This is a genomic window from Amycolatopsis deserti, from assembly GCF_014653945.1.
GTDB classification, from domain to species: domain Bacteria; phylum Actinomycetota; class Actinomycetes; order Mycobacteriales; family Pseudonocardiaceae; genus Amycolatopsis_E; species Amycolatopsis_E deserti.
In genome coordinates this window covers 276,910-303,603 of the sequence record NZ_BNAU01000007.1, presented here as the reverse complement: position 1 = coordinate 303,603, position 26,694 = coordinate 276,910, and the positions used below count along the sequence as shown (strand labels likewise).

Genomic DNA, 26,694 nt, shown 5'->3' with positions numbered 1-26,694 from the left:
GGCAACTACCCTGGCCTGGTGCCCGAACGCAGACCGGCGCCGCTCCCGCCGCGCCACGGGCTCGACCCGGCCCGGCTGAAGCTGCCCGCCGAGGGGCCGTGGGCCACGATCCGCGACCACCTCGCCGAGCGCCTCACGCGCCTGCCCGCGGGGCGGCTCGACGAGATGCTCGCCGAGGGCCGGATCGTCGGCGCGGACGGGCCGGTCACCGCGGACACCCCGTTCCGGCCGGGCGCGTTCGTGTGGTTCCACCGCGACCTGCCCGACGAGGTGCCCGTGCCGTTCCCGATCGGCGTCGTGCACCGCGACGAGCACCTCGTCGTGATCGACAAACCGCACTTCCTGCCCACCATCCCGCGTGGGCGGCACGTGCTGGAGACGGCGCTCGTCCGGCTGCGGCGCGACCTCGGACTGCCCGAGCTCAGCCCCGCGCACCGGCTGGACCGCGTGACCGCCGGGCTGCTGATGTTCGTCACGCGGCGCGAACACCGCGGCCGTTACCAGACGCTGTTCCGGGATCGCCGCGTCACCAAGGAATACGAGGCGATCGCCCGGCACGACCCGGCCCTCGACCTGCCCGCGGTCGTGCGCAGCCGGATCGTCAAGGACCACGGGAGCATCACGGCCCGCGAAGAACCCGGCCCGGTCAACGCGGAGACCCGGATCGAACTGCTCGAGCACGCCCACGGCCTCGGCCGCTACCGGCTGGTCCCCACGACCGGCCGCACGCACCAGCTGCGGGTGCACATGGCCGGCCTGGGCATCCCGATCCTCGGCGACCGCTTCTACCCCACGGTGACCGAATCCGGACTCGACGACTTCAGCCGCCCCCTGCAACTGCTGGCGAAGACGCTGGCGTTCCGCGACCCCGTGACGGGCGAAGAGCGCCACTTCACCAGCAGGCTCACGCTCAGCGCGTGGGTGTCCTATCCGGACTGGTGTGGCTCACCGCCTTCTCGACCAGCGCCCCGATCCGCTTCTCCACTTCGGGAGTGACACTGGTCAAGGCGAAGCCGGCGGGCCACATCGGACCGTCGTCGAGCGCCGCCTGGTCGCTGAACCCCAGGGTCGCGTAGCGGGCCTTGAACTTCTCCGCGCTCTGGAAGAAGCACACGACCTTGCCGTCCAGCGCGTAGGCGGGCATCCCGTACCACAGCTTCGGTTCGAGGACCGGCGCGGCGGCCCGGACCACGGCGTGGACGCGCTCGGCCATCGCTCTGTCCGAAGGCGCCATGTCGGCGATCTTCGCGAGCACGTCCTGTTCGGCCTGAGCCGCCTTGTCCGCCCGGGAGCCGCGACGGGCCGCGGCCTTCAATTCCTTGGCGTGGTCCCGCATCGCAGCCCGTTCCTCGGCGGTGAAGCCCTCGTACTTCGCACCCGCGGTGCTTCCCATGATCATCTCCTTCGGTTTATCGGCACGCACCGTGCCGTTGATGAACAGAATGCCTCCCGGGTTCGCCGCTGTCAACGGCACGCTTCGTGCCGATAGACTGTCGGCATGACCGACCAACCCCGGCGCCGCGGCGCGGCACGGACGGACGAACTGCTGCAGGTGACGCTCGACCTGGCCACGGAGGTCGGGTACGCGGGCCTGAACATCGAGGCCGTCGCGCGCCGGGCCGGCGTCGGGAAGCACACGATCTACCGGCGCTGGCCGTCGATGGCCGCGCTCCTGCTGGACGCGCTCAGCCGGGTGTGGACGACCGACCTGGACTACCGCGACACCGGCGACGTCGGAGCCGACCTGCGCGAGCAGTTCCTGCGGTCGGCGCCGGCGCTCTCCCAGCCGCCGATCGGCCCGGTCTACCGCGCGGTGATCGCCGAGGCCCAGTCCGACGCGGCGTTGCGGGCGACCCTGCACGAGCGGTTCCTGGCGACGGTCGAACAGAGCACCTTCGACCGGATCACCCGGGCGCAGCGGGCCGGCGAACTGGTCGCCGACGCGGATCTGCGCTTCCCGGCCGAGGTTCTCTGCGGCACCCTCTACTACCGCTGGTTGCTGTCCACGAAACCGATCGACGAGGAGGCGGTGAACAGCCTGGTGGACATGTTCATGGCGGCCTACGGAACCGGTTCGCGCTCCTGAGCGGCGGGTGACTTGGGCTGAACATGAGTCAGCCCCTACCGCGTTCCCGCTGGTAGGGGCTGACTTGGAGGGAGTGCCCTCGGCAGGATTCGAACCTGCGACACCTGCCTCCGGAGGGCGTCCTTCTGCTGTCCATATGGTCTCTAGCTGCGATTTCGTTGCTTTGCCGTGTCGCACCACGTCCCATTGATGTCGGTCGCCTCTGGGGTTCGCACCATGAGCCGCACCACGCAAGTGAGCGTGCTTCACCGGCCGGGCTGGCCGGTGAACGAGAGACGTGGTCCGTGTTCGGATAGCCGATGAGCTGGCACTTTCGACGACGCCATCCTCCGCCTGCAGCTCCAACGTCGCCTGACGCTCATCAGAGCTGCCGCGGCTGGCGCGCGTTCCGCTCCGCCAGGCCCGGTGAGTATAGGGATCAGCGAGCTTTTGCTTTGCGGTTCACTGCACGTCTTGCCTGAAAGTTAACTTTTCGCCGACTCGCCTGCCCAATTGAGGGCATACACAACGTTGCTGAGGTAAAGTTCTTCGAATGACAAGCACGCCTTGGTGGCTTCTTATTATAACTGCAGTAGTTTCTGGGGGGATTGCAATGGCGGCTGGATGGATAACTACAAAGCAGGCGAACAATCATGCAGACAGGCGCCTAGTGCAACAGTTGGAGCACGAGCGCGAGATGGAGAGAAAGAAACTAGTTCATAGCTCCATGTACGAGCTTTACGAACAGGCAACGATAGTTGCAATGAATTTCATGATCTTCATTCCAGAAATTGGAACGAAGAAGCATGCAAATATGGTATCTCTCACCGAGTTCATGCGCGAGCTGGGGCGCGAGACGGATAAGATTATCGATCTCATACCTCGTGTCATGCTCGTTGCGTCACCCAAAGTCGCCAGCTCGTACAACGCCTTTCAAGTAGCAGCTCTGGAGTTTTCTAGTTATGTCCTAAGTCAAATAGACTTTGATAAAGATCCTGAGTCGATCAGAACTGGTGTCCCGAAAAGTGCCGCGAATCTTCTTAGAGAGCTGTGCAGGACGTCTATCAAAGACATGCGGGAGAGTCTCGGGGTGTCAGAATCATTGGCGGAAGATCTTGAACGCCAAGCTGCCGAGACCGGTTACCGATGGAAATCGGCGAAGCGTAAGTCTGAAGATAAAGCTGCGCATCCCATGTAGCCTTACGAATTGTTTACACTAGACCCTCGTTCGTACTTGTCGTTGGATTGCCTCGCGGGGGGTCAGGAATCGCGCGCATGATACATGACGCGACTCAGTCCTTGTGCGAATGTGAACAAGCCTTCGTTGTTCCACGATGAGGCTGTTCCCAGTAGTGCAAGGGGCTCATCAGCTAGGATCGAGTAGATATGGAGTCCTCTGACTTCCCAATTCGCTTCGACGTGCCCACCGAACTGGGGCCAGAAGTTTTCATTGTCGACGGTCAGCAGGCAGGCGAATTCGTAGTTGCCGCTGACCATGTTGAAGCCGAAGCTGGTGCACTCGAACAGCAGGCCGTCGTTCGTCAGGAGTGACCGCATTGGTTCTGAGAGCCGTCCAAGGTGCATCGGGAGGGCGGCCCGCGGGGCGCTGATGGTGTTGTCGAGGTCTGCGCGGCCAAATAGTTCCTCTTCGAGTTCGCGGAGCAGCGTGTTGCGGAGTGACGTGTCGGCATGGACGTTCGTCATGGGCTGGTGGAAACCCTTAGGGATCACGGTCAGCTGTCGTGCGGCGTTGACGACTAGCTGTGAACGCTCCTGGATCAGCAAGAGGTGATCAGCTTGAATGTGCTCGCCTACTGGTCGGGCGATCGCGCATAGTGCGAGCACACCACCGGCGCAGAGCCGTGACGCAGGGTGACCACCGATGTCAGCGAGGGGAGGTACCTGTCTCGGAGGGGCAGTGAGCCCGGCTGGATGGGCTTACCGGCCGCGAGGGCGTCCAGGAGTTCGCTTTCGAGCAGGTCAAGTGTCAGGGCGTATTCAAGGAAGGGAGTCACGTCGATAGTGCCGCGGATCAGGCCGTCGCGGATGTCCACGTCGAGCAGGCGGTACGTCTGCTCGTTGGTGAGGCGGACACCTGAGGCTTCTACCTCGGCGAGTCGTTCGAGGGCAGCTTCGGGGACGGGATCCGCGGTCGGTTCGGAAGGCGTCGGAGCGAGGGTTAGAGCGTCGGTGGTCTCGTTGAGCGGGATGTTGAGGTCGAGCCATTCCGGTCGCGTGAGGATGCTGGTTTCGAGAGCTTGGCCGCCGAAGTGGGCTGTGTAGAGGCTGTAGTCCGGATCGGTGCCGTAGTAGGCGCGGAGCGCGGCAACGACATCGGTCCGGCTCACGCGGGCGCGTCGGGCCTGGCGGATGGGTAGCTCGCGGCGGGTCTTGGGCAGGCGGGCCGTCACGCGCCGGGTGCTCGTTCCTGGCTTCCAGTTGAGTCGTTCGTCGAGCCAGGCACAGGCCGCCTCGACGTCTGGGCTGAGGGTGCCGGGGTCCGAACCGGCGTCGCCGTCGATCAGTGTGCGAAGTTGCTCTGGTGTCTACCGGAGGAGTCGCGCTAGCTTCGGTCGCAGGTACAGGAGTGGGGCGTAGTCGCCGGCCTCCCAGCGGATGACCGTCGAGCGGTCGACGTTGAGAGCGGCAGCCAGGTTTTCCTGCGTGTACCCGGCTGCCTTGCGCGCCGTTGCCAGCTCCGCCCGTCTCAGTCGGTCGTGCTTACAGTGCGCTGGCCTTCGCTCGCTTAATCAACCGTCAGTCTTCGCTCCTGTTTCTTGATCAGTCTCCATAGTCGGGGAAGATCTATCAATCTTGAGTCGATGGTTTCAGTCCATCCACCGCGCGGCATCTGAGATGCCGAGAGATACGGTTTTGCGCCGTATTCCTTCCAAAGGATTCTCAAGGTTGACTGCTCAACTCGATAAGCGTCGACGAAGTGGTTGAACTCAAGCTTCTTGTAGATTTTCCAGCCGTGTTTTTGGTGTACATCCAGGCGACCTGCTCGATGGCCCATCACGCCTATTTTGTAGGCGCCATATCTATCATGTGCGATGAGGTAGAGCACGCCGGTGCCTCGGAGTGAGAATCCGGCCTTGCCGCAGTATAGGCACCCCGCGTTCCGAATCCGAACCTGTCCAAGGCGGACGATAGTCTCGCGGTCGCAGCGAAGACAGCGGCATCGCCACGGCGTCAGAGCTGTGGTGTAAGGTTCCAGTGGCTCCAATCCGATTTCGCGCACATCTGCCGCTGCAGCAGCCGGATCAATGGGTGCTTTGCCGCCGCAGTGGATGCAGCCGAGGTGGCCGCTGCGGACGTTGTTCAGGCGCGGTGTCACCGTGCGGCCGCAGTTCATGCACATCGACTTCCATGGAGTCTTGGTATGAGTGAAAGGCACGAGTGGTTCCAGGCCGTTCGCTCGCATATCGGCTTCGGCCCTGACGGCTTCGCGTTCGCGTTTCGCAGCCACCCTGTCCTTTACGGCGCAAGGACGGCAGCCGCCCCAGCCGTTGCGGATGTTATGCAGCCGCGGTGAGACGAGGTTGCCGCACCGCATACAACGACAGGGCCAAGGTGTCTCCGAGTTCCGGTAAGGTTCCAGCGGCTCAAGTAGTGCTGCACGCAGGGTGGCTATTGCTTCAGATTCACTGAGAGCCCGGGGCATCGACCTAGCCGTTCACTCGGGAGCAGCGTCAAGGACTGCTCCAGATTTTGACGATCTTGTCGATTGGGTCGTCAGAGGGGCTCATGTCGTTACAGTCGAAAGTGACGCCTCCTTTCCCTGAGATGGGTCGCGGACGTGCTGAGCTGATAGTCAGAAACGAAGCGCAATTACGTCTGCTGTTTCCGTGTCGCCAGTCGGAGCGATTACAGTTGCACGCTTACCACGGCTGGCGGTCACTAGGCCGTCGGCCTTCAGTTCCATGATCGCGCGGTGCGCAGTAGCGACACCCACGTGATAACGCGCGGCAAGCTCGGCAACGGGTGGCAGTTGATCCCCGACACGAAGAATCCCTGCGGCAATTGCGCCGCGGAGATCGGCGGCAATCTTCTGGTACGGGTTCGCGACGTCCGGTTCCAGCGTCGATCGGGCGTTGCTCTGGACGTCGATAGTGATTGGTGCCTGCGGCATCCGTCCGGTCAGCTTTCCGGCGGCCTTCTGGTCCGCCTCGGCGACCCACGCCGAGTACACCTTAAGCGTTGTCTTAAGCGTTGTCGTACCGCCTCCGGAGTGGCCGAGGCGGCCGGCGACGGTGCGCACGTCGACGCCTGCGGCGATCAGCTCGGTAGCGGAGTAGTGACGTAGCTGATGCAGGTGCGTGTCCAGGCCCAGCGAGCGGGACATGCGGCGATACCGCTGGGGCACCGTGCTGGGCTTGAGTCAGGTGGAGTGATCAACCTCGGGAGAGAACACCCGGCCGTTCTTCGCCAGCGTGACACCAACTGTCCGGGCTTCGGTCTCGCAGTGCTGGCGGTACGCGCGCAGCAGCCCCACAGTCTCGGGGTCGAGCGTGATGCGCCGTTGCTGGTGCGTCTTGGTGTCCTTCTCCCACGTCTTGCCGCCGTCCTGGGCGATGCTGGTGTGAATCCGCAGCGTTGCGTTGTCCAGGTCGAGCCAGTCCCAGCGCAGCGCGGACAGCTCGCCCCGTCGAGCGCCGGTGGTCATGGCTAGCCAGACGAGCATTCCCCACGGCAGATCCTTGAACGCTTCGTTGACGATGGCGGTCGCCTCCTCTGGTGAGGGCGGCCGCGGATCAGGAGTTGGACGCTTCGGTGGGTGGGCCTGGTCGAGTGGGTTGACCGTGATCCACTGGCAGCGAATGGCAGTCTTGAGCGCTCCGCTCAGGCACGTGTGGATCTTTCGGATCGAGGCGGGGGAGAGCGGGTCGCACTTGTGGACCCGGCACTTGTCCGTGCACTCGTGCTCGCCCTTGACGCGATGATCGACGGATGGGCGGCCACCGCAGTGGTCCCGGCACGTGCGGAGCGTCTTGTAGAACGAGTCGAACGTCTCGCCGTTCAGCTTGGCGATCGGGAGGTTCCCGAGTAGGGGCTTGATGTGCTTCCGGATCGCGATCTCGTAACGAGTGCGCGTCGTCACATCGACGTCGATGAACTCCATGTACCGGTCGAGGAGCTGGCTGACCGTCGCGCGCGTCCTGGGGTTGCGGCTCTCGTTGACCTGGTTCACGAACTTGACCAGGACCTTCTCGGCCTCCGCTTCGGCCTTGGGGCCGGCTGGGATGGTCTCGCGGAGGTAGTGGCGCTTGCCGCTGAGGGGGTCGACGCCCGCGTAGACCTTGACCCGGAGTGCTCCGCTCGGCAGCGTCTCGATCTCGCCCCTCCGGCGGCGCTGAGGCCGCTTCCTGGCGTCGGTCGTGGTGCGAGGGTAGCGGGGTCGCACCACGTGCGGCACCACGCAAAGCGTGGTCAGAGCGTCGAATAACGCTCTGACCTGGGTGCCCTCGGCAGGATTCGAACCTGCGACACCTGCCTCCGGAGGGCAGTGCTCTATCCCCTGAGCTACGAGGGCCCATCGCTGGGCGACGTGGCATAGCCTAGCGCACCGGTGTTTCCGCCCGGCGAGCGGCTACCCCTTCGAGGGGGAGCGGCGGGCCTGCTGCTCGGTTAGGCTGCTCGGATAAGGCTAGCCTTACCTGCGCTTGCATACATGCGCATATCACTATATATTCCGGGTGCGGGACAGAGGAGGACTCCAGCGCATGGGACACGGCCACGGACACGGGCACCAGCCGCCCGGTAGCGCGTCCGCTCGCCATCTGCCCCGGCTCGCCGCGGCGCTCGGGCTCGGCGTCGCCTTCCTGGTGCTCGAAGCAGTCGTCGGGGTGGTCACCGGGTCGCTCGCGTTGATCTCCGACGCCGGGCACATGCTCACCGACGTCCTCGGGCTCGCGATGGCCCTCACGGCGATCGTCCTGGCGCGGCGGTCCGGGCCGACCTACCGGCGGACCTTCGGGCTCTACCGCGCCGAGGTGCTCGCCGCGCTGGCCAACGCCGTCCTGCTCTTCGGGGTGGCCGGCTACGTGATCTTCGAGGCGGTCCAGCGGTTCGCGAACCCGCCCGAGGTGCCCGGCCTGCCGGTGCTGCTCGTGGCGGTCGGCGGGCTCGCCGCGAACCTCGTCGCCTTCGCGCTGCTCCGCGACGGCTCCAAGGAGAGCCTCAACCTGCGCGGCGCGTACCTGGAAGTCCTCGCCGACCTGATCGGCTCGATCGGCGTCCTCGTCAGCGGCCTGATCACCCTGACGACCGGCTGGCGCTACGCGGACGCCCTCATCGGTGTCGCGATCGGACTGTTCGTGCTGCCGCGCACGTTCACCCTCGCCCGGCGCGCGCTGCGCATCCTGTTCCAGCACGCCCCCGCCGAAGTGGACGTCGAACGGATCTCCGCGGACCTCGCGGCGCTGGCCGGCGTGTGCGACGTGCACGACCTGCACGTGTGGACGCTCACCTCGGGCATGGAAGTCGCCTCCGCCCACCTCACGCTGGAGCACGAAGCCGAACCGGCCGAGGTGCTCTCCGCCGCGCAGACGCTCCTCAAGGACGACTACGCGATCGAGCACGCCACCCTGCAGTGCGAGCCGCGCGAATCGGCGGCCCGCTGCCAGGAACTCAGCTGGTGATCACGGAAACGGCAGCGGCTGCGCGCCCCGTGCGGTGAGCATGTTCCGCATCACCGTCATCTCCGCGCCCTGCGACGTCAGGATGCTCTGCGTCAGCGCCTTCACCGCCGGCACGGTCGTGTGATCGTGCGCGTACTGCGCCATCTCCGTGCCGCCCTGGTGGTGCCGCAGCATCAGCTGCAGGAAGTAGACGTCCAGCTCGGCCCCGGACAGCGACCGCAGCTTCGCCAGCTCGTCGTTGGTCGCCATCCCGGGCATCGGCGCGCCGGCCGCCGCGGCTGACGACGGCGGCGCCATCGCCATGTGGTTGTGCCCGGCATCGGTCGTCATCCACGTCATGTACGCGCCGGTGGCCTGCTCCGGCTGACCCCACAGCATCAGCCAGCCCTTCATCCGGCCGACCTGTTCCCGCTGCGTGGACTCGATGTCGAACGCCAGCTGCCTGAGTTGCGGGTCGCTGGTGTGGTCCCGCTCCCAGCTCGCCATCGTCACGGCCTGCAGGTGGTGCACCGACATGTCCTGCGCGAACCCGACCTCCACGGACCCCTCCGCGGGCGTGGCCGACGTGTCGTTCCGCAGCGCGGTCGACGTCAGGAACATCCCGAGCACCGCGCCGACCAGCAGGACCACGATCACCGTCGCGCCGATGACGACCGGCCGGGGGCCCGGCCGGCCCGCCACCGGAGCTTCGTCGTCCGCCATCGGGATCAGGACGTCGGGGCCGAGCTGGGCATCCCGGTGTCCTGCTGCGTGCCCTGCGAACCCTGGTAGTCCATCGGCTTCGCGTCCGGACCGGGCGGAGTCGGGTCGAACGGCGGCGGGTTGTCCGGGTCGAAGGCGCCCGCGCCCAGCGCGTCGCACGAGGCGCCGACCTCCGGGTAGGTGTTCTGGTTGGTCCGCAGCGCGGTGATGAACTGGTCGATCCGCTCGTCGGTGGCCGAGTCGACCTTCAGCTGGTGACCCCACGACTGCAGCGAGACCGGCTTGTCCAGCCCGGGGTAGGGCGACATCATCGTGTACGGCTTGCCCTCGACCTTGGACTTGAGCGTGTTCAGCGCGTCACCGGTCACCTGGTCGGGGTTGTAGGCGATCCACACCGCGCCGTGCTCGAGCGAGTGCACCATGTTCTCGGTGCGCACCGCGACCGGGTACACAACGCCGTTGCACGCCGCCCAGTAGCCGTCGTGCGGGCCGCCGTAGGGCGGCGTGTGGTCGTAGGCCACCCGCTCGGTCGGCAGGATGTGCACGCTGGCCTGGTACTGGCCGGTGACGATGCCCGGGATGCTCAGCGACGGGTCCGGGTTGTCCGCGGTGGGCGCCCAGCTGGCCAGCGCGCGCTTGGGCGCCGACTGGACCAGGTAGTACCCGACCACCACGGCGGCGAGCGCGACCACCGCGACCACCGAGATGATCGTGCCCCAGGGCACACCCTTCTTGGACACCACCGAGCCGCGGGCCGCCTTCACGCTGCCCTTCTTCGGTGCGCCCTTCTTCTTCGTGCCGCTGGCCATGGCTCCCGCGTCTCCCGTCAAGTGGATACACCCGGGTAGAGTTTAGGGACCCGGTGTTCGGTCCCTGTCAACGCCCGAGGTCGCGGCCCTTACACTCGGCTGGTGACTCCCGAGGCCCTAGCTGACCTGGTCCGTACGTCCGCCGCGCAGGTGCTTTCCGCCCGAGGCGCCGACACCGCCGTGCTCCCCGCCGCGGTGACCGTCGAGCGCCCGCGCAACCCGGAACACGGAGACTACGCCACCAACGTCGCGTTGCAGGTGGCGAAGAAGGCCGGCCTGGCCCCGCGCGACTTCGCCCAGGAGCTGGCCGACGCGCTCGCGGCCGCCGACGGCATCGCCTCCGCGGAGATCGCCGGCCCCGGTTTCGTCAACCTCCGGCTGGCCGCCGACGCCCAGGGCGAGCAGATCCGCCAGGTGCTCACCCTCGGTGCCGCCTACGGTCGCGGCGAGGCGCTCAAGGGCCGCAAGATCAACCTCGAGTTCGTCTCGGCCAACCCGACCGGCCCGGTCCACCTGGGCGGCACCCGCTGGGCGGCGGTCGGCGACGCGCTCGGCCGCGTGCTCCAGGCGCAGGGCGCCGAGGTCACCCGCGAGTACTACTTCAACGACGCCGGGGCGCAGATCGACCGGTTCGTCCGGTCCCTGATCGCCGCCGCGAAGGGCGAGCCCGCGCCGGAGGACGGCTACGCCGGCGCCTACATCACCGACATCGCCGCCGAGGTGCTGCGCCAGGAGCCCAGCGCGCTGTCGCTGCCGGAGGCCGAGCGCCACGAGACGTTCCGCCGCGTCGGCGTCGAGCTGATGTTCGGCGAGATCAAGAAGAGCCTGCACGAGTTCGGCACGGACTTCGACGTCTACTTCCACGAGGACTCGCTGCACCAGTCGGGCGCGGTGGAGAAGGCGGTCGAGGGCCTCAAGGAGAACGGCAGCCTCTACCACGCCGACGGCGCCTGGTGGCTGCGCTCCACCGAGTTCGGCGACGACAAGGACCGCGTGGTCATCAAGAGCGACGGCGCCCCCGCCTACATCGCCGGTGACATCGCCTACCTGCAGGACAAGATCGGCCGCGGCTTCGACCTGTGCATCTACATGCTCGGCGCGGACCACCACGGCTACATCGCCCGGCTCAAGGCCGCCGCGTCCGCGATGGGCCACGACCCGGCCGTGGTCGAGGTGCTCATCGGCCAGCTGGTGAACCTGGTCAGCGACGGCAAGCCGGTCCGGATGAGCAAGCGCGCCGGCACGGTCATCACGATGGAGGACCTGGTCGAAACCGTGGGCGTGGACGCCGCGCGCTACGAGCTGACCCGGTACTCGGTGGACTCCAGCATCGACATCGACCTCGACCTGCTGCGCAAGAGCAGCGACGAGAACCCGGTCTACTACGTGCAGTACGCGCACGCCCGGCTGGCCTCGCTGCAGCGCAACGCCGCCGAACTGGGACTGAAGTACGACAACGACGCCGACTTCGGGCTGCTCACCCTCGACCGCGAGGGTGACCTCATCCGCACGATCGGGGAGTTCCCGACCGTGGTCCAGCGTGCCGCCGAGCTGCGGGAACCGCACCGCGTGGCGCGCTACCTGGAAAGCCTCGCCGGCGCGTTCCACAAGTTCTACGCCGTCGCGCAGGTTCTCCCCAAGGGCGACGAGGAGGCCACCCCGCTCACCTACGCCCGGCTCGCCCTGTGCGAGGCGGCGCGCCAGGTGTTCGCCAACGGCCTCGCCCTGCTCGGTGTCTCCGCTCCGGAACGGATGTAACTTCTGATGGCTCACCCCGCCGGCCCGCGGCACGCGGAGGTCTACCCGCACGCCGACACCTCCGGTTTCCCCCCGTCCAGTTCCGCCGAGCTCGACCGGCTCTACCCGAAGGTCTGGCCGCGCAACGCCTACCGCGCCCCGGACGGCGTCGTGCGCATCGCCGGCGTCGACGTGCGCGAGCTGGCCGAGACCTACGGCACGCCGCTGTTCGTCGTCGACGAGGCCGACTTCAAGTCGCGCTGCGCCGAGTACGCCGAGGCGTTCGACGACCCGTCGCTGGTGCACTACGCGGCCAAGGCGTTCCTGAGCACCGAGGTGGCCCGCTGGGTCGCCGCGCAGGGCCTGAGCCTGGACGTCGCCAGCGGCGGCGAGCTGGCCGTCGCGCTGCGCGCCGGGTTCCCGCCCGAGCGGATCACCTTCCACGGCAACAACAAATCGGTCGCCGAGCTGGAGACCGCGGTCGGCGCCGGCGTCGGCACGGTCGTGCTCGACTCCTACTACGAGATCGCGCGGCTGGCCGACGTCGCCGCGCGGCTGGACGTCGAGCAGAAGGTGCTGGTCCGCGTCACGGTCGGCGTCGAGGCGCACACGCACGAGTTCATCGCGACCGCGCACGAGGACCAGAAGTTCGGGTTCTCGCTGGCCGCGGGTGATGCCGCGGAGGCGGTGCGCCGCGTGCTGAACGCGCCGTCGCTGCGCCTGGTCGGCCTGCACAGCCACATCGGGTCGCAGATCTTCGACGCCGACGGCTTCGAGGTCGCCGCGCGCCGCGTCATCGGGCTGATGGCCGAGCTGGTCAAGGAGCACGGCGAGCAGCTGCTGGAGCAGCTGTCGCTGGTGGACCTCGGCGGCGGCTTCGGCATCGCCTACACCGACAAGGACAACCCGCCGCCGCCGGCGCAGATGATCACGCAGATCCGCGAGATCGTGCGCAAGGAGTGCGAGTTCGCCGGGCTGCCGGTGCCGCGAATCGCGGGCGAGCCCGGCCGCGCCATCGCCGGGCCGGGCACCGTCACGCTGTACGAGGTGGGCACCATCAAGGACGTGTCGCTGGGGGACAACGAGTCCCGGCGCTACGTCAGCGTGGACGGCGGCATGAGCGACAACATCCGCACGCCGCTCTACGACGCGGTGTACGACGTCCGCCTGGTGTCGCGCGCGAGCGACGACGGGGCAGGCGACCAGGTCGGCGCGGCGTTGAGCCGGGTCGTGGGCAAGCACTGCGAGTCCGGCGACATCGTCGTGCGGGACTGCTGGCTGCCCGACACCCTCGCCCCGGGTGACCTGCTCGCCGTCGCGGCGACCGGCGCCTACTGCTACTCCATGGCCAGCAACTACAACCGGCAGCCGCGCCCGGCGGTCGTCGCGGTCCGCAACGGCAGCGCACGGCTGCTCCTGCGCCGCGAGACGATCGACGACATGCTGCAGCTGGAGGTGTCGTGACTGAAATGTCCACTGTAGACGGCAAGACGGTGCGCGTGGCGCTGCTGGGCTGCGGCACGGTCGGCACCGAGGTCGCGCGCCTGCTCACCGAGCACGCCGACGAGCTGGCCGCCCGCGCCGGCGCGCCGGTCGAGCTGGCCGGCATCGCGGTGCGCCGCCCGGACAAGCACCCCGAGCTGCCGCAGCACCTGCTGACCAACGACGCCGCCGCGCTCGTGGAGTCCGATGTGGACGTCGTGGTCGAGCTGATCGGCGGCATCGACCCGGTGCGCGAATGGCTGCTCACCGCGCTGCGCAAGGGGAAGTCGGTCGTCACCGCGAACAAGGCGCTGCTGGCCGAGTACTCCGCGGAGCTGTTCGAGGCGGCCGACTCCAGCGGCGCCGACCTCTACTTCGAGGCCGCGGTGGCCGGGGCGATCCCGCTGCTGCGCCCGCTGCGCGAGTCGCTGGCCGGTGACCGCATCACCAAGGTGATGGGCATCGTCAACGGCACCACCAACTTCATCCTGTCCGCGATGGACTCCACGGGCGCCGGTTACGCCGAGACCCTGGACGAGGCCAGCCGCCTCGGTTACGCGGAGGCGGACCCGACCGCGGACGTGGACGGCTACGACGCCGCGTCCAAGGCGGCCATCCTCGCCTCGCTGGCCTTCCACACCCGCGTCACCGCCTCCGACGTGCACCGCGAGGGCATCTCGAACGTCTCCGCCTCGGACATCGCGGCCGCGAAGGCACTGGGCCGCACGGTGAAGCTGCTTTCGATCTGCGAACGCGTCGAGGGCGAGGACGGCACCGAGTCGGTGTCGGCGCGCGTGCACCCGGTGATGATCCCGCGCAGCCACCCGCTGGCGAACGTCGGCGGCGCGTTCAACGCGGTGTTCGTCGAAGCCGACGCGGCGGGCAGCCTGATGTTCTACGGCCAGGGCGCCGGTGGAGCGCCGACGGCCAGCGCGGTGCTCGGCGACCTGGTCGCGGTGGCCCGCAACCGGGTGGTCGGCGGCCGCGGCCCGCGCGAGTCGGCGCACGCCCAGCTGCCGGTGCGGCCGATGGGCCAGACCCCGACGCGCTACCACGTCAGCCTCGACGTGGCCGACAAGCCCGGTGTGCTGGCGCAGGTCGCGCAGGTGTTCGCGGCGCACGAGGTCAGCATCGCCGCGGTCCGCCAGCGTGACCGGCACGACACGGCCAGCCTGGTCATCGTGACGCACCTCGCACCGGACGCGGCGCTCGAAGCGACCGTCGAGGCCATCGGGAAAATGGACGTCGTCAACGAGGTCGTGAGCGTGATGCGGGTGGAAGGCGAGGATTCATGACTGCGAAGGCCGGCTGGCCCGGGATCATCGAGGCGTACGCCGACCGGGTACCGGTTCCGGCCGGGGCGGAGGTCATCACCCTCGGCGAGGGCAACACGCCGCTGATGCCCGCCCCGCACCTGTCCGAGCTGACCGGCTCGACCGTCTACCTCAAGGTCGAGGGCGCCAACCCGACCGGGTCGTTCAAGGACCGCGGCATGACGGTGGCGATCACGCACGCCAAGGCCAGCGGCCTGCAGGCGGTCATCTGCGCCTCCACCGGCAACACCTCGGCCTCGGCCGCGGCCTACGCCGCGCGCGCCGGCCTGACCTGCGCGGTGCTGATCCCGCAGGGCAAGATCGCGATGGGCAAGCTCGCGCAGGCCATCCTGCACGGCGCCCGCATCCTGCAGATCGACGGCAACTTCGACGACTGCCTCGAGCTGGCCCGCAAGACCGCGATCGACCACCCGGTCACGCTGGTCAACTCGGTCAACCCGGTGCGCCTGATCGGCCAGAAGACCGCTGCCTGGGAGATCTGCGACGTCCTCGGCCAGGCGCCGGACATCCACTGCCTGCCGGTCGGCAACGCGGGCAACATCACCGCCTACTGGGCCGGGTACTCCGAGTACGCCGCGGACGGTGTGGTGAAGAACACCCCGCGCATGTTCGGGTTCCAGGCGGCCGGCGCGGCCCCGTTGGTCAAGGGTGAGCCGGTCGCCGAGCCGGAGACCATCGCGACCGCGATCCGGGTCGGCAGCCCGGCCTCGTGGGAGGGCGCGGTCAAGGCGAAGAACGCCTCCGGTGGCCTGTTCGAGGCGGTGACCGACGAGCAGATCCTCGCCGCCTACCGGCTGCTGGCCAGCAAGGAGGGCGTGTTCGTCGAGCCGGCGTCGGCGACCAGCGTCGCGGGCCTGCTCGCGACCGCCGCCGACGGCCGCCTGCCGAAGGGGTCGACCGTGGTGTGCACCGTCACCGGCCACGGCCTGAAGGACCCGGGCACCGCGCTGGAGGGCAACGTCGAGGTCGAGCCGCTGGCGGTGGACCCGCGGGCGGTGGCGGCCGCGCTGGAGCTGACGTGACCGCTCTGAAGGTGACCGTCCCGGCGTCGAGCGCGAACCTCGGCCCCGGCTTCGACGCGCTCGGGCTGGCGCTCGCGCTGCACGACGTCGTCGAGGTGCAGGTCACCGACGCCGGGCTCAAGGTCGAGGTGTTCGACGCCGGGGCCGGCGGGGTCGAGGACGTGCCGACCGACGAGACGCACCTGGTGGTGCGGGCGCTGCGGCGCGCGTGCGAGCACCTCGGCGTCACGCCGCCGGGGCTGCATCTGCGGTGCTTCAACAAGATCCCGCACGCGCGCGGTCTCGGTTCGTCGGCCGCGGCGGTGGTCTCCGGGATCGCCGCCGGGTACGCGCTGGCGGGCCGGTCCCTGGACGGCGACGCGGTCCAGCTGGCCGCCGAGTTCGAGGGGCACGCGGACAACGCCGCCGCCAGCCTGCTGGGTGGTTTCGTCCTGGCGTGGTGTGAGAAGGGCCGCTTTCACGCCGAACGGCTGACGCCGCACCCGTCGATCCGTCCGGTCGTGGCGGTGCCGTCGGTGAAGTCGTCGACCGAGGCGACTCGCGGGCTGTTGCCGGCCCAGGTGCCGCACGCCGACGCCGCGTTCTCCGCCGGCCGCGCGGCGCTGGCGGTGCACGCCCTGACCACCGACCCGTCGCTGCTGCTGCCGGCCACGGAAGACCGCCTGCACCAGGACTATCGCGCGCCCGCCTACCCGGCGACCGGGCGCCTGGTGCGCGACCTGCGCGCGGCCGGGGTCGCGGCGACGGTGTCCGGCGCCGGGCCGACCGTGCTGGCGCTGACGGTGGACGGAATAATCCCGGCCGCCGTGGACGTTGCAGGGTTCGAAGTCATCGAGCTGCCGGTCGACCAGGCCGGGGTTCAGGTCACGGGCCGGTAGATTCCGTGCGGAGATTCGCGGCACGCCGGGGGGTGGTTGTTGCACCTCGTGCCCGGTCGGTCTACCCTCGGGGGCGTTCGATCACCGCGCGCAATCCGCACCCGGTGTCGGTCCCGGGGGTTCCATCCCGGATCGCATTCTCTCGTTGAGTCGATAATTCCGCATAGCTGGTGCAGGGATTGACCTAGGCGGGTTTCCGGTAGCTACGGTGACACGAATTCGGCGCGTTCCACCTGGAACACGCGAGACCCCGTGTGGCGGCTCGGCCGCTGTGACCCGCGTGTCCCGGCCGGGGAAGCCACACCGGGCAGGAGCAGACCGTTCCGCGATCGGACGCGGGCGGTAGTCCGCTGATCCACCTGGAGGCGTGGATCGGTCAGGAAGGACATGTGTGAGCAACACCGATCTTTTGAGCGGCGACGTGGCGGCCGCCGCGACGAACGCTGAGCCAGGGGAGAGCAACGGCACGGCCGCGCCGAAGCGCCGCAGTGGCGGCCTGTCCGGCATGGTGATCGCCGACCTGCGGGAACTCGCCACCCAGCTGGGCATCGGCGACACCAAGGGGATGCGCAAGGGTGACCTGATCGCCGCGATCCGCGAGCGCCAGGGCAAGGCTCCGCGCAAGCGCGCCGCCGACGAGACCCTGCCCCTCGACGGCATCGCCGCGAAGGTGGAGGCTCCGGTGCAGACCAAGCCAGCCGAGAAGGCGCCCCGGCAGGCCGAGGCCCCGGCCGACAAGCCGGCCCCGGCGGAGAAGGCCGACCAGCCCGCTCCGGCCGACAAGCCCGTGAACGGCGCCGAGGCGCCCCAGCAGGCCGAGGACACCCCGCGGCGCGAGGGCGGCGCCCGCCGTCGCCGTGGCGCGAACCGCGCGGCAGGCAGCCCGGACAACCGCGGCGGCAACGACAACCGCGGCAACGACCAGCGCGAGCAGCGGGGCGGCAACGACCAGCAGCGCGGTGGCGACCAGTCCCAGCAGGGCGGCGGCGACCAGCGCAAGCAGAACAACCGCGACTCCGGCTCCGGTGGCGGCCAGGCCAAGCAGCAGAACCAGGGCGGCCAGAACTCCGGTGGCCAGAACTCCGGTGGCGCCGATGACGACGAGGGCGGCCGTCGCGGCCGCCGGTTCCGGGACCGCCGTCGCCGCGGCAACCGCGGTGAGGGCGGCACGGACACCGAGATCCGCGAGGACGACGTCCTGCTGCCGGTCGCCGGCATCCTCGACGTGCTGGACAACTACGCGTTCGTGCGCACCTCGGGCTACCTGCCCGGGCCGAACGACGTGTACGTGTCGCTGTCGCTGGTGCGCAAGCACGGCCTGCGCCGCGGTGACGCCATCACCGGTGTGGTCAAGCAGCCGCGCGAGGGCGAGCAGCAGCGCCAGAAGTTCAACCCGCTGGTGCGCGTCGACAGCGTCAACGGCCTGGACCCGGAGGAGGCCAAGCGCCGCCCCGAGTTCACCAAGCTGACCCCGCTCTACCCGAACGAGCGGCTGCGCCTGGAGACCGAACCGCACAAGCTGACCACCCGCGTGATCGACCTGGTCATGCCGGTCGGCAAGGGGCAGCGCGCCCTGATCGTGTCGCCGCCGAAGGCCGGCAAGACCACGATCATGCAGGACATCGCGAACGCGATCACCACGAACAACCCCGAGTGCCACCTGATGGTCGTCCTCGTCGACGAGCGTCCGGAAGAGGTCACCGACATGCAGCGGTCGGTGAAGGGCGAGGTCATCGCCTCCACCTTCGACCGCCCGCCGTCAGACCACACCTCGGTGGCCGAGCTGTCCATCGAGCGCGCCAAGCGCCTGGTGGAGATGGGCATGGACGTGGTGGTCCTGCTCGACTCGATCACCCGCCTCGGCCGCGCCTACAACCTGGCGGCCCCGGCGTCCGGCCGGATCCTCTCCGGTGGTGTCGACTCGACCGCGCTGTTCCCGCCGAAGCGCTTCCTCGGTGCGGCGCGCAACATCGAGAACGGCGGCTCCCTGACGATCTTCGCCACGGCGATGGTCGAGACCGGGTCCACCGGTGACACGGTGATCTTCGAGGAGTTCAAGGGCACCGGCAACGCCGAGCTCAAGCTCGACCGCAAGATCGCCGAGCGGCGCGTCTTCCCGGCGGTGGACGTCAACCCGTCCGGCACCCGCAAGGAGGAGCTGCTGCTCTCGCCGGACGAGCTGGCGGTCACGCACAAGCTGCACCGGGTCCTGCACGCGCTGGACTCGCAGCAGGCCATCGACCTGCTGCTGTCCCGCCTGCGCAAGACGAAGACCAACATCGAGTTCCTGATGCAGGTCAGCAAGACGGCGCTCGCCTCGGATGACGACTAGTCGTTCGTAGCACGCGAAACGGCCACCCTCCCCCAGGAAGGGTGGCCGTTTTCGCGTTGTCCTACCGGCGGGGGACCGCCGCGGGGGTCCAGCCGCGGTAGTTGCTGTAGTAGCTGTAGCCGCCCTGGGCCTTGGTGACGTGCCCGATCCTCCCGCCGACGCTGGTCGCGTAGAAGCCGCCGGCGCCGTCGGAGATGCCCACGTGCCCGTACGGCGACGCGATGTTCCAGTACACGAACGCGCCCAGCGGCGGGTTGCGGTCACCGGCGTGCTTGGGGCTGGCGCCGTTCCAGTGCGCGTTGGCCGAGGCCCACACCCCGGTGGTGCCGTAGGCGTTCTCCACGGCCTTCTCGCAGTAGCCCTGGTAGGCGGTGCTGCCGATGCGGGCGTGGAACCAGGCGACCGCACCGGACGGGGTGCCGTCACCGGCGGCGAGGATCGAAACGTCGCTGCTCGGGGCTGCGGCGAGGGTGGCGGCCTGGCTCGTGAGCGGGACCACCGTGAGCGCGGCGGCCGCGAGGGCGGCGACGGCGACGGATGTGATGCTGCGGGACATCGGCTCCTCCTCACCCGGCGGGTCCGGGTCTCGGACAGCAGCCTGACGCGGGCCCGTACAAAACCCGTACACGTCCCGTACCCGGAATACGCGCCGCGCGGGGGGCGTTGACCTGCATGTCAGCGCGTCTGGCAGAATCAACCCGCTAACGTCCGGCTCCGGTTCACCCCACGTGAAAGAACACCGCGGGGACCCGGCGGCCACCGAGAGAGGACTCCATGAAGAGCGGTATCCACCCCGAGTACGTGCCCACCACCGTCACGTGTGGTTGCGGCAACACCTTCACCACCCGCAGCACCAAGACCTCCGGTGCCATCACGGTCGAAATCTGCTCGAACTGCCACCCGTTCTACACCGGCAAGCAGAAGATCATGGACACCGGCGGCCGGGTCGCGCGCTTCGAGGCGCGCTACGGCAAGCGGGCCGGCAAGAAGGCCGACGCCAAGTAGCTTCACCACCGGCGCCCACTCCCGACCACCGGGGGTGGGCGCCGCTTTTGTGCCACCGGAACGAGAGGAAGGTGCGGTCGTGGATTCGTCCTCCCTGCACGGGCTGCTCGACGAGTACGCCGAGCTGGAGAAGCAGCTGGCGGACCCGGCCGTGCACGCCGACCAGGGCCGGGCGCGCAAACTCGGCCGCCGCTACGCCGAGCTGAGCCCGATCGTCAAGGTCATCAACGAGCTCGACCAGGCGCGCGACGACCTCGGCACGGCCCGCGAGCTGGCCGACGAGGACTCCACGTTCGCGGCCGAGGCCGAGGAGATCGCCGCGCGCATCCCGCAGCTGGAGTCCCGGCTGACGGAACTGCTGCTGCCGCGCGACCCGTACGACGGCTCGGACGTGCTGATGGAGATCAAGTCCGGTGAGGGTGGCGAGGAGTCGGCCCTGTTCGCGGGCGACCTGCTGCGCATGTACCTGCGCTACGCCGAGCGGCACGGCTGGAAGGCCGAGGTGCTCGACGCCGTGCACTCGGACCTGGGCGGCTACAAGGACGTCACCGTCGCGGTGAAGAGCAAGGGGACCGATGCCGACGGCGTGTGGGCGCGGCTGAAGTTCGAGGGCGGTGTGCACCGCGTGCAGCGCGTGCCGGCGACCGAGTCGCAGGGCCGGATCCACACCTCCGCCGCGGGTGTCCTGATCTACCCGGAGCCGGAGGAGGTCGAGGTCGAGATCGACCCGAACGACCTGCGCATCGACGTGTTCCGGTCGTCCGGCCCCGGCGGGCAGAGCGTCAACACCACCGACTCGGCCGTGCGGGTGACCCACCTGCCCACCGGGATCGTCGTGTCCTGCCAGAACGAGAAGTCGCAGATCCAGAACCGCGCCCGCGCCATCCAGGTGCTGCAGGCGCGGCTGCAGGCCATGGCGGAGGAAGAGGCCGCCGCCAAGGCCGCCGACGCGCGCAAGTCGCAGGTCCGCACGGTCGACCGCTCCGAGCGGGTGCGCACCTACAACTTCCCGGAGAACCGGATCTCCGACCACCGGGTGAACTACAAGGCCTACAACCTGGACCAGGTGCTCGACGGCGACCTCGACGCCGTGCTGGACGCGCTGGCCGCCGCCGACCGCGAGGAGCGGCTGGCCTCCGCCGGTCAGTAACGGAACTCCCGGATCCGGGCGAGCCACTCGTCGCGGGCCTCGGCCTGCATCGAGTGGCCGCTCGCGATCTCCATGTATTCGGCGCCGGGGATCCCCTCGGCGAGTTCGCGTTGCACGTCGATCGGCACGAGAACGTCCTGCCGGGTGCCGATCACGCGCGTCGGCACGGTGATCCGGCCCAGCTCCGCGCTGGTGTCCGCCGACGCGACGAGGTCGACCTGCTCCGCCGTGCCGTCCGGCACGACCAGGCCGGCCAGGGCGTCGCCGAGTGCGCGTGGCGACAGGGCGTTGAGGAACTGCCCGCCGACGGCCGCGAAGGTCATGTACTTCGCCAGCAGCTCCGGGTTCCCGAGGTCCAGCAGCTCCCGCCACACCTCGACGGCGAGCCGCATCTGGTTGGACGGCCGGGCGAACCCGGCGGTCAGCACCAGCCCGGTCACCCGTTCCGGGTGGCGGGTGGCGGCGCGCACCGCGACCGCGGTGCCGAGCGAGTAGCCGAGGATCGTGAAGCGCTCCACCCCGGCGTCCTCCGCGGTCGAGACCAGCGTGTCGGCGAGGCTGTCCAGGGACGGCGGTCCGCCGACGGGGTAGTCGCGGCCGACCACGGTGTGCGTGCTGGCGAGGTCGTCCAGGATGGGCCCGAAGTTGGCCTGGACGCTGCCGCCGGCGCCGTGCGCGAGCAGCAGGCCCGGACCGGAACCGCGGACGACGTGCGCGAAATGTTCGGTCATGCCGCGACGTTAGGTACTGACACCGGTGTGAAGGTCAAATACGAGTGAGCGAGGTCGCATGCGGATCGGGGGGCTGTCCGCCCGGACCGGCGTCAGCCAGCGGTTGCTGCGGTACTACGAGGAGCAGGAGCTGCTCAGCACGAAGCGGGACAGCAACGGCTACCGGATCTACGACGACGACGCGGTGACCACCGTGCGGCAGATCCGCGCCCTGCTGGCCGCCGGGCTGACGACGTGCGTCATCCGCAAGCTGCTGCCGTGCGCGCGGGGGGAGAAGCCGGAACTGGAGCTGTGCCCCGAAGTGGTGAGCACGCTGCGTGAGCAGCTGGACGCCCTGGACGAGCGCATCGACGATCTGCGGCAGACGCGCGGGGCGCTCGCGGCATACGTCCCCACCGCCGGCTGAGGGCTGTGGAAAAGTTGGGTGCGTGAAGCGGCAACCGTTGCGACTGGCGATCCTCGAGGCGATGCGCATCCTGGAGGAGGCGGGGGTGGCGTCTCCGCGCGCCGACGCCGAGCTGATCGCCGCCCACGTGCTGGGCGTCGAGCGCGGGCGCCTGCCGCTGGTGCCGCTCGTCGACCCGCCGGTGGTGGAGGCGATCGGCAAGCTGGTCGCCCAGCGCGCGAAGCGGGTGCCGCTGCAGCACCTGACCGGGTGGGCCGGGTTCGCCGGCATCACGCTGGACGTCGGCCCCGGTGTGTTCATCCCGCGGCCGGAGACGGAACTGCTGGTCGAGTGGGGGTTGCGGCACATCCACGGCCGCGAGTACCCGGTGGTGGTGGACCTGTGCACCGGGTCCGGGGCGCTGGCGCTGGCGATCGCGCACGAGCGGCCGGACGCGGTGGTGTACGCGGTGGACATCGACCCCAACGCGCTGGCGTGGGCGCGGCACAACGCGGACAAGCAGGCCGCGGCGGGGGACACGCCGATCCGCCTGTACTCCGGGGACGTCGGCGACAACACGATCTTCGCGGAGCTGGACGGCCTGGTGGACCTGGTGGTGTGCAACCCGCCGTACGTCCCCCCGGGCGGTGACCTGCCGCCCGAGGTGGTCGACTTCGACCCGCCGCAAGCGGTCTTCGCCCCGGACGGCGGCCTGGCGGTGGTCCGGCAGGCCGTGGCGACCGCCTGCAGGCTCCTCAAGCCCGGCGGCGGACTGGCCATCGAACACGACGACACACACGGCTCGGCGGCCCCGGCGCTGGTGGCGTCGCGCAAGGTGCTGACGGAGGTCCAGGACCACCGCGACCTCGCCGGACGCCCCCGTTTCGTGACGGCACTGCGCGGCTGAGCCCCACCACCGGCCCGGCCGCCGGTCGTGGCGCCACCCGCAACCGAGCCGTTACGCGCCCCGGAATAGTCTTCACCCATGAGCGCGGTGTACGACTGCAGCCGTCCGGAGACGCGGGCCGAGGGGCTGGCCGCGGCGGCGAGCGCGGTGCGTTCGGGGCGGCTGGTCGTGCTGCCCACGGACACGGTGTACGGCATCGGGGCGGACGCGTTCGACTCGGCCGCCGTGCGCGCGCTGCTGCGGGCCAAGAACCGCGGTCCCGACCTGCCCGTCGGCGTCCTCGTCGGTTCGTGGTCCACAATAGACGGTCTCGTGCTCGGGGTTCCGCCGCAGGCACGCGCCCTCATCGAGGCGTTCTGGCCCGGCGATCTGTCCATTGTGCTCCCGCACGCGCCGAGCCTGCGCTGGGACCTGGGCACCACGCGCGGCACCGTGATGCTCCGGATGCCCCTGCACCCGGTCGCGCTGGAGCTGCTGCGCGAGGTCGGCCCGATGGCCGTCTCCAGCGCCAACGTCGCCGGCCGGTCCCCGGCCACCGACGCGGCGGAGGCCCGGGAGCAGCTCGGCGAGTCCGTGTCCGTCTACCTCGATGCCGGTCCGAGCCGGGAGGCGTTGCCCTCCTCCGTCGTCGACCTGACCGGGGACGAGCCCGTGCTGCTGCGGGCCGGCGCGGTCAGCGCCGAAGCGGTGAGCGAGGTGCTCGGCGCACCGGTGAAGACCGCGGCCTGATGACCCCCGTAACCACCGCCGGCCTCCCGATCCGGGAGTACATCCTCGTCGGCCTCATCGCCGCGACCCTGACGTTCCTGCTCACGGGTGTCATCCGCCGCCTGGCGATCCGCCTCGGCGCGATCGCCAACCCGCGCGCCCGCGACGTGCACGTCATCCCGATCCCGCGCATGGGCGGCGTGGGCATGTACCTGGGCGTCGTCGGCGGCATGGCGATGGCCCACCAGCTGCCGGTGCTGCGCCGCGCGTTCGACTTCTCCCTCGACCCGGTCGGCGTGCTCATCGGCGGCGGCGTCATCGTGCTGATCGGCGCGCTGGACGACCGCTTCGAGATCGACGCCTGGACCAAGCTCGCCGGCCAGGTCATGTGCGCCGGCATCCTGGTCATCTTCGGCGTGCAGTGGAACGTCTTCTGGGTGCCCTGGGGCGGCAACGGCGACGCGCTCGGCTCGGTCGTCACCCTGGACAACAACCAGGGCGGGCTGCTCATGGTGCTGCTCGTCGTGGTGCTGGTCAACGCGCTGAACTTCGTCGACGGGCTGGACGGCCTGGCCGCCGGGCTCGGCTTCATCGCCGCGGCCGCGACCTGCGCGTTCTCCCTCGGCCTGCTCAACTCCCAGGGCGGCGACGTCGGCGTCTACCCGCCCGCGCTCATCGCCGCCACGCTGGCCGGCGCGTGCCTGGGCTTCCTGCCGCACAACTTCCAGCCCGCGAAGATCTTCATGGGCGACTCCGGCTCGATGATGATCGGCCTGATGCTCGCCGGCGCCACCACGTCGGCCTCCGGGAAGATCAACTACACCCGGTTCGGCGGCTCGGACGCGCTCGCGCTGCTGTCGCCGCTGCTGGTCGTCGTCGCGGTGCTGTTCCTGCCGGTGCTCGACCTGCTGATGGCCGTCATCCGGCGCACCCGGCGCGGCGAGAGCCCGTTCGCGGCGGACAAGATGCACCTGCACCACCGCCTGCTGGAGATCGGCCACTCGCAGCGCCGCGCGGTGCTGCTGATCTACCTGTGGGCGGGCCTGCTCGGCTTCGGCGCGGTCTCGGTGACGCTGTTCGACACGACGGCGGTACTCTGGATTGTCGGCGCGGGCCTCGTCCTCGCCGCGATCGTGTCCGTCATTCCGCGCCTGAGGTCGCGGAACCAGGGAGTGTCATGACCGACAAGACCGAGAACCCGCACGCGCAGTCGGTGCTCAAGCTGGCCGACGCGATGCTGCGCTTCGCGCTGTGGCCGGCGGTGGCCACGGTGGTGATCGGCGCGGTCGTGTCGACGATCCTGTCCGGGGTCCCCGGGTTGCTCGGCTCGCTGGTCGGCGGTGTGGTCGCCTTCGCGTCCTCGCTGGTCACGCTGTTCATGATGCGCAAGTCGGCCGCCATGGAGCCGTTCGCGGTGATGGCGGTGGCCATCGGCGGCTACATCCTCAAGGTGCTGGTGCTGTTCGGCGTCATGACCGCGCTCAAGGGCGTGGACGCGTTCAACCGGTACGCGCTGGCGTTCACCACGCTGGCGGTGATCCTGGTGTGGGCGGCGGCCGAGTTCCTGGCCTTCCGCAAGACCAAGATCCCGACGATCATCCCCGGCTGAATTCCGCTGGTCGGAGCGCGTTTCCGGAGATCGCGACCGGGACGGGAACCGAATTAGGAGTACGCCCGTACGGTGTCGATTTACCGGCTGGTATCGTCCGCACTGTGGAGGTGGGGCCTCGGGCCGCGCTCCCGATGCGGAACCCCGACCGGCAACGTGGCGATCGAGACGGATGGCCCCTGAACCGGGATGGCTGATTCTGCCGTCGGAGATCGTAGTACCGAAACCCCCAAGTGGCGGAATGTACACGCGGTGTTCACTCAGGGGATCCGCCTCCAACCACCCGAAACGTATCGGGTACGTTAAGTCCAGATCGTGACGATTCCCCCGGCGGAGTGAACGCCGGCCGGGAGAACCGGAAGGAGCCCAGTTGGGCGCGCTGGTTTTGGCCGAGGGCGACACGTTCGTGCCCCCGGGTGCCGGAGACTTCGAGCTGCCGTCGATCTTCCTCGGCGTCACCAAGCCGATGATCCTCATCGTGCTGTCGGTGATCATCATCGCGGCCTTCTTCCTGCTCGCCTCGCGCAAGCTGAAGGTGGTCCCGAGCAAGGGCCAGTTCGCGGCCGAGTACGTCTACGACTTCGCGCGCAACGGGATCGCCCGTGAGCAGATCGGGTCGAAGGACTTCAAGCCGTTCATCCCGCTGGTGCTCGCCCTGTTCAGCTTCGTGCTGATCAACAACATCTTCGGGATCATCCCGGTCGTCCAGTTCCCGACCTTCTCGCACATCGGTTTCCCGATCGCGCTGTCGCTGCTGGTCGTCTACCCGGTCTACCACTACGTGGGTTTCAAGCGGCACGGTTTCGTGGGCTACCTCAAGCACGCGACCGTCCCGCCGGGTGCGCCGTTCGCGATCTACCTCCTGCTGACGCCGATCGAGTTCCTGCAGAAGTTCGTGCTCAACCCGCTCACCCTGGCGGTCCGGGTGTTCGCCGCGATGTTCGCCGGCCACCTGATCCTGCTGGTGTTCACGCTCGCGGGTGAGTTCCTCCTGCTCCACGCGGGCGGGGTCTTCAAGCCCATCTCGCTGGTGTCGTGGGCCTTCGCCATCCTGATGACTTTCGTGGAAGCGCTGATCCAGGTGATCCAGGCCTATGTGTTCGCCGTTCTCTCGGCGAACTACATCGGCCAGGCGCTGGCCTCGGACCACTAGGAAAAGAAAACCGACAAGCCCCCGATCCGCGTGGTAGCGGACCG

The 26,694-nt window shown here is 69.0% G+C and carries 29 protein-coding genes and 1 tRNA gene; 18 read left to right on the top strand and 12 right to left on the bottom strand.

All coding sequences use genetic code 11. The features are described from left to right. The first annotated feature begins 18 nt into the window (after positions 1–18). Positions 19–996: an RluA family pseudouridine synthase gene (locus tag IE290_RS28195; RefSeq protein WP_373300534.1), complete on the top strand. Its 978-nt coding sequence runs from the start codon at positions 19–21 to the stop codon at positions 994–996. On the opposite strand, the gene IE290_RS28190 is transcribed toward IE290_RS28195, so the two are convergent. After that, on the bottom strand, positions 911–1,393 hold the full coding sequence (locus tag IE290_RS28190; RefSeq protein WP_191247901.1) for an iron chaperone: 483 nt from the start codon (positions 1,391–1,393) through the stop codon (positions 911–913). The two genes, IE290_RS28195 and IE290_RS28190, sit on opposite strands and share 86 nt — an antisense overlap. Positions 1,394–1,498: 105 nt before the next feature. On the opposite strand from IE290_RS28190, the gene IE290_RS28185 reads away from it, so the two are divergent. Together IE290_RS28185 and IE290_RS28180 are read left to right on the top strand one after the other, a co-directional pair. After that, the gene (locus IE290_RS28185; RefSeq protein WP_191247711.1) at positions 1,499–2,086 is read left to right on the top strand and encodes a TetR/AcrR family transcriptional regulator; all 588 of its coding nucleotides are present in this window, start codon (positions 1,499–1,501) and stop codon (positions 2,084–2,086) included. Between the two features lie 532 nt (positions 2,087–2,618). Then, the gene (locus IE290_RS28180) at positions 2,619–3,263 is read left to right on the top strand and encodes a hypothetical protein (protein WP_191247710.1); all 645 of its coding nucleotides are present in this window, start codon (positions 2,619–2,621) and stop codon (positions 3,261–3,263) included. 62 nt (positions 3,264–3,325) lie between these two features. Here the strand turns inward: IE290_RS28180 and IE290_RS28175 are convergent, their stop codons facing one another. The 7 genes from IE290_RS28175 to IE290_RS28150 all read right to left on the bottom strand — a co-directional run bounded on the left by IE290_RS28175 (position 3,326) and on the right by IE290_RS28150 (position 7,598). After that, positions 3,326–3,850: a hypothetical protein gene (locus tag IE290_RS28175; protein WP_191247709.1), complete on the bottom strand. Its 525-nt coding sequence runs from the start codon at positions 3,848–3,850 to the stop codon at positions 3,326–3,328. Positions 3,851–3,876: 26 nt separating this feature from the next. Beyond that, the gene (locus IE290_RS28170) at positions 3,877–4,476 is read right to left on the bottom strand and encodes a hypothetical protein (protein WP_191247708.1); all 600 of its coding nucleotides are present in this window, start codon (positions 4,474–4,476) and stop codon (positions 3,877–3,879) included. 135 nt (positions 4,477–4,611) lie between these two features. Next, positions 4,612–4,719 carry a helix-turn-helix domain-containing protein gene (locus tag IE290_RS28165; RefSeq protein WP_229874780.1) on the bottom strand — a complete coding sequence of 36 codons (108 nt, stop codon included), beginning with the start codon at positions 4,717–4,719 and terminating at the stop codon, positions 4,612–4,614. A 92-nt stretch (positions 4,720–4,811) separates the two neighbouring features. Further along, positions 4,812–5,534 (bottom strand): hypothetical protein, encoded by a 723-nt coding sequence (locus tag IE290_RS28160; protein WP_191247707.1) that lies wholly within the window; start codon positions 5,532–5,534, stop codon positions 4,812–4,814. 345 nt (positions 5,535–5,879) lie between these two features. Further along, positions 5,880–6,431: a GntR family transcriptional regulator gene (locus IE290_RS38605; protein ID WP_373300533.1), complete on the bottom strand. Its 552-nt coding sequence runs from the start codon at positions 6,429–6,431 to the stop codon at positions 5,880–5,882. A gap of 15 nt (positions 6,432–6,446) precedes the next feature. Next, entirely contained in the window at positions 6,447–7,481 is a 1,035-nt protein-coding gene (locus IE290_RS38015) for a tyrosine-type recombinase/integrase (protein ID WP_373300532.1), read from the bottom strand. Between the two features lie 44 nt (positions 7,482–7,525). Further along, a tRNA-Arg gene (locus IE290_RS28150) sits at positions 7,526–7,598 on the bottom strand. Positions 7,599–7,788: 190 nt separating this feature from the next. Here IE290_RS28150 and IE290_RS28145 point away from each other — a divergent pair. After that, the gene (locus IE290_RS28145; RefSeq protein WP_191247706.1) at positions 7,789–8,706 is read left to right on the top strand and encodes a cation diffusion facilitator family transporter; all 918 of its coding nucleotides are present in this window, start codon (positions 7,789–7,791) and stop codon (positions 8,704–8,706) included. On the opposite strand, the gene IE290_RS28140 is transcribed toward IE290_RS28145, so the two are convergent. Both IE290_RS28140 and IE290_RS28135 read right to left on the bottom strand, forming a co-directional pair. Then, positions 8,707–9,408, bottom strand: coding sequence for a DUF305 domain-containing protein (locus tag IE290_RS28140; RefSeq protein ID WP_191247705.1), 702 nt, complete (start codon positions 9,406–9,408; stop codon positions 8,707–8,709). Positions 9,409–9,413: 5 nt separating this feature from the next. After that, positions 9,414–10,217, bottom strand: coding sequence for a thioredoxin-like domain-containing protein (locus IE290_RS28135; RefSeq protein ID WP_191247704.1), 804 nt, complete (start codon positions 10,215–10,217; stop codon positions 9,414–9,416). 102 nt (positions 10,218–10,319) lie between these two features. On the opposite strand from IE290_RS28135, the gene argS reads away from it, so the two are divergent. The 6 genes from argS (at position 10,320) to rho (ending at position 19,002) form a co-directional block, all read left to right on the top strand. Continuing rightward, entirely contained in the window at positions 10,320–11,975 is a 1,656-nt protein-coding gene (argS, locus tag IE290_RS28130; RefSeq protein WP_191247703.1) for an arginine--tRNA ligase, read from the top strand. Between the two features lie 6 nt (positions 11,976–11,981). Then, on the top strand, positions 11,982–13,418 hold the full coding sequence (lysA, locus tag IE290_RS28125; RefSeq protein WP_191247702.1) for a diaminopimelate decarboxylase: 1,437 nt from the start codon (positions 11,982–11,984) through the stop codon (positions 13,416–13,418). A 5-nt stretch (positions 13,419–13,423) separates the two neighbouring features. Next, on the top strand, positions 13,424–14,731 hold the full coding sequence (locus IE290_RS28120) for a homoserine dehydrogenase (RefSeq protein WP_191247701.1): 1,308 nt from the start codon (positions 13,424–13,426) through the stop codon (positions 14,729–14,731). Further along, positions 14,728–15,792, top strand: coding sequence for a threonine synthase (gene thrC / locus IE290_RS28115; RefSeq protein WP_191247700.1), 1,065 nt, complete (start codon positions 14,728–14,730; stop codon positions 15,790–15,792). Before IE290_RS28120 ends, thrC begins: the two co-directional genes overlap by 4 nt. Next, positions 15,789–16,670, top strand: a complete 882-nt coding sequence (gene thrB / locus IE290_RS28110; RefSeq protein ID WP_191247699.1) for a homoserine kinase — start codon at positions 15,789–15,791, stop codon at positions 16,668–16,670. Before thrC ends, thrB begins: the two co-directional genes overlap by 4 nt. A gap of 391 nt (positions 16,671–17,061) precedes the next feature. Beyond that, on the top strand, positions 17,062–19,002 hold the full coding sequence (rho, locus tag IE290_RS28105; RefSeq protein WP_191247698.1) for a transcription termination factor Rho: 1,941 nt from the start codon (positions 17,062–17,064) through the stop codon (positions 19,000–19,002). A gap of 61 nt (positions 19,003–19,063) precedes the next feature. Here rho and IE290_RS28100 read toward each other — a convergent pair whose 3' ends face one another. After that, positions 19,064–19,558: a CHAP domain-containing protein gene (locus tag IE290_RS28100; protein WP_191247697.1), complete on the bottom strand. Its 495-nt coding sequence runs from the start codon at positions 19,556–19,558 to the stop codon at positions 19,064–19,066. Positions 19,559–19,776: 218 nt separating this feature from the next. Here IE290_RS28100 and rpmE point away from each other — a divergent pair, with 218 nt between their 5' ends. Continuing rightward, positions 19,777–20,007 (top strand): 50S ribosomal protein L31, encoded by a 231-nt coding sequence (gene rpmE, locus IE290_RS28095; protein ID WP_017987296.1) that lies wholly within the window; start codon positions 19,777–19,779, stop codon positions 20,005–20,007. A 79-nt stretch (positions 20,008–20,086) separates the two neighbouring features. Next, a complete protein-coding gene (gene prfA / locus IE290_RS28090) occupies positions 20,087–21,157 on the top strand; it encodes a peptide chain release factor 1 (protein WP_191247696.1) in 1,071 nt (356 codons plus the stop codon). Here prfA and IE290_RS28085 read toward each other — a convergent pair. After that, complete coding sequence (locus IE290_RS28085) at positions 21,151–21,888, bottom strand: alpha/beta fold hydrolase (protein WP_191247695.1); 738 nt, start codon at positions 21,886–21,888, stop codon at positions 21,151–21,153. The genes prfA and IE290_RS28085 overlap by 7 nt on opposite strands. Positions 21,889–21,946: 58 nt before the next feature. On the opposite strand from IE290_RS28085, the gene IE290_RS28080 reads away from it, so the two are divergent. The 6 genes from IE290_RS28080 to atpB all read left to right on the top strand — a co-directional run bounded on the left by IE290_RS28080 (position 21,947) and on the right by atpB (position 26,650). After that, a complete protein-coding gene (locus IE290_RS28080) occupies positions 21,947–22,294 on the top strand; it encodes a MerR family transcriptional regulator (RefSeq protein WP_191247694.1) in 348 nt (115 codons plus the stop codon). A 22-nt stretch (positions 22,295–22,316) separates the two neighbouring features. Next, positions 22,317–23,180, top strand: a complete 864-nt coding sequence (gene prmC / locus IE290_RS28075; RefSeq protein ID WP_094006588.1) for a peptide chain release factor N(5)-glutamine methyltransferase — start codon at positions 22,317–22,319, stop codon at positions 23,178–23,180. A 78-nt stretch (positions 23,181–23,258) separates the two neighbouring features. Next, complete coding sequence (locus IE290_RS28070) at positions 23,259–23,909, top strand: L-threonylcarbamoyladenylate synthase (RefSeq protein WP_191247693.1); 651 nt, start codon at positions 23,259–23,261, stop codon at positions 23,907–23,909. After that, positions 23,909–25,069, top strand: coding sequence for a glycosyltransferase family 4 protein (locus IE290_RS28065; RefSeq protein ID WP_094006586.1), 1,161 nt, complete (start codon positions 23,909–23,911; stop codon positions 25,067–25,069). The genes IE290_RS28070 and IE290_RS28065 overlap by 1 nt, the downstream gene beginning before the upstream one ends. After that, a complete protein-coding gene (locus IE290_RS28060) occupies positions 25,066–25,497 on the top strand; it encodes a Cg1360 family ATP-synthase-associated protein (protein WP_191247692.1) in 432 nt (143 codons plus the stop codon). Before IE290_RS28065 ends, IE290_RS28060 begins: the two co-directional genes overlap by 4 nt. A 370-nt stretch (positions 25,498–25,867) precedes the next feature. Then, positions 25,868–26,650, top strand: a complete 783-nt coding sequence (atpB, locus tag IE290_RS28055) for a F0F1 ATP synthase subunit A (RefSeq protein ID WP_191247691.1) — start codon at positions 25,868–25,870, stop codon at positions 26,648–26,650. Positions 26,651–26,694: the final 44 nt, after the last annotated feature.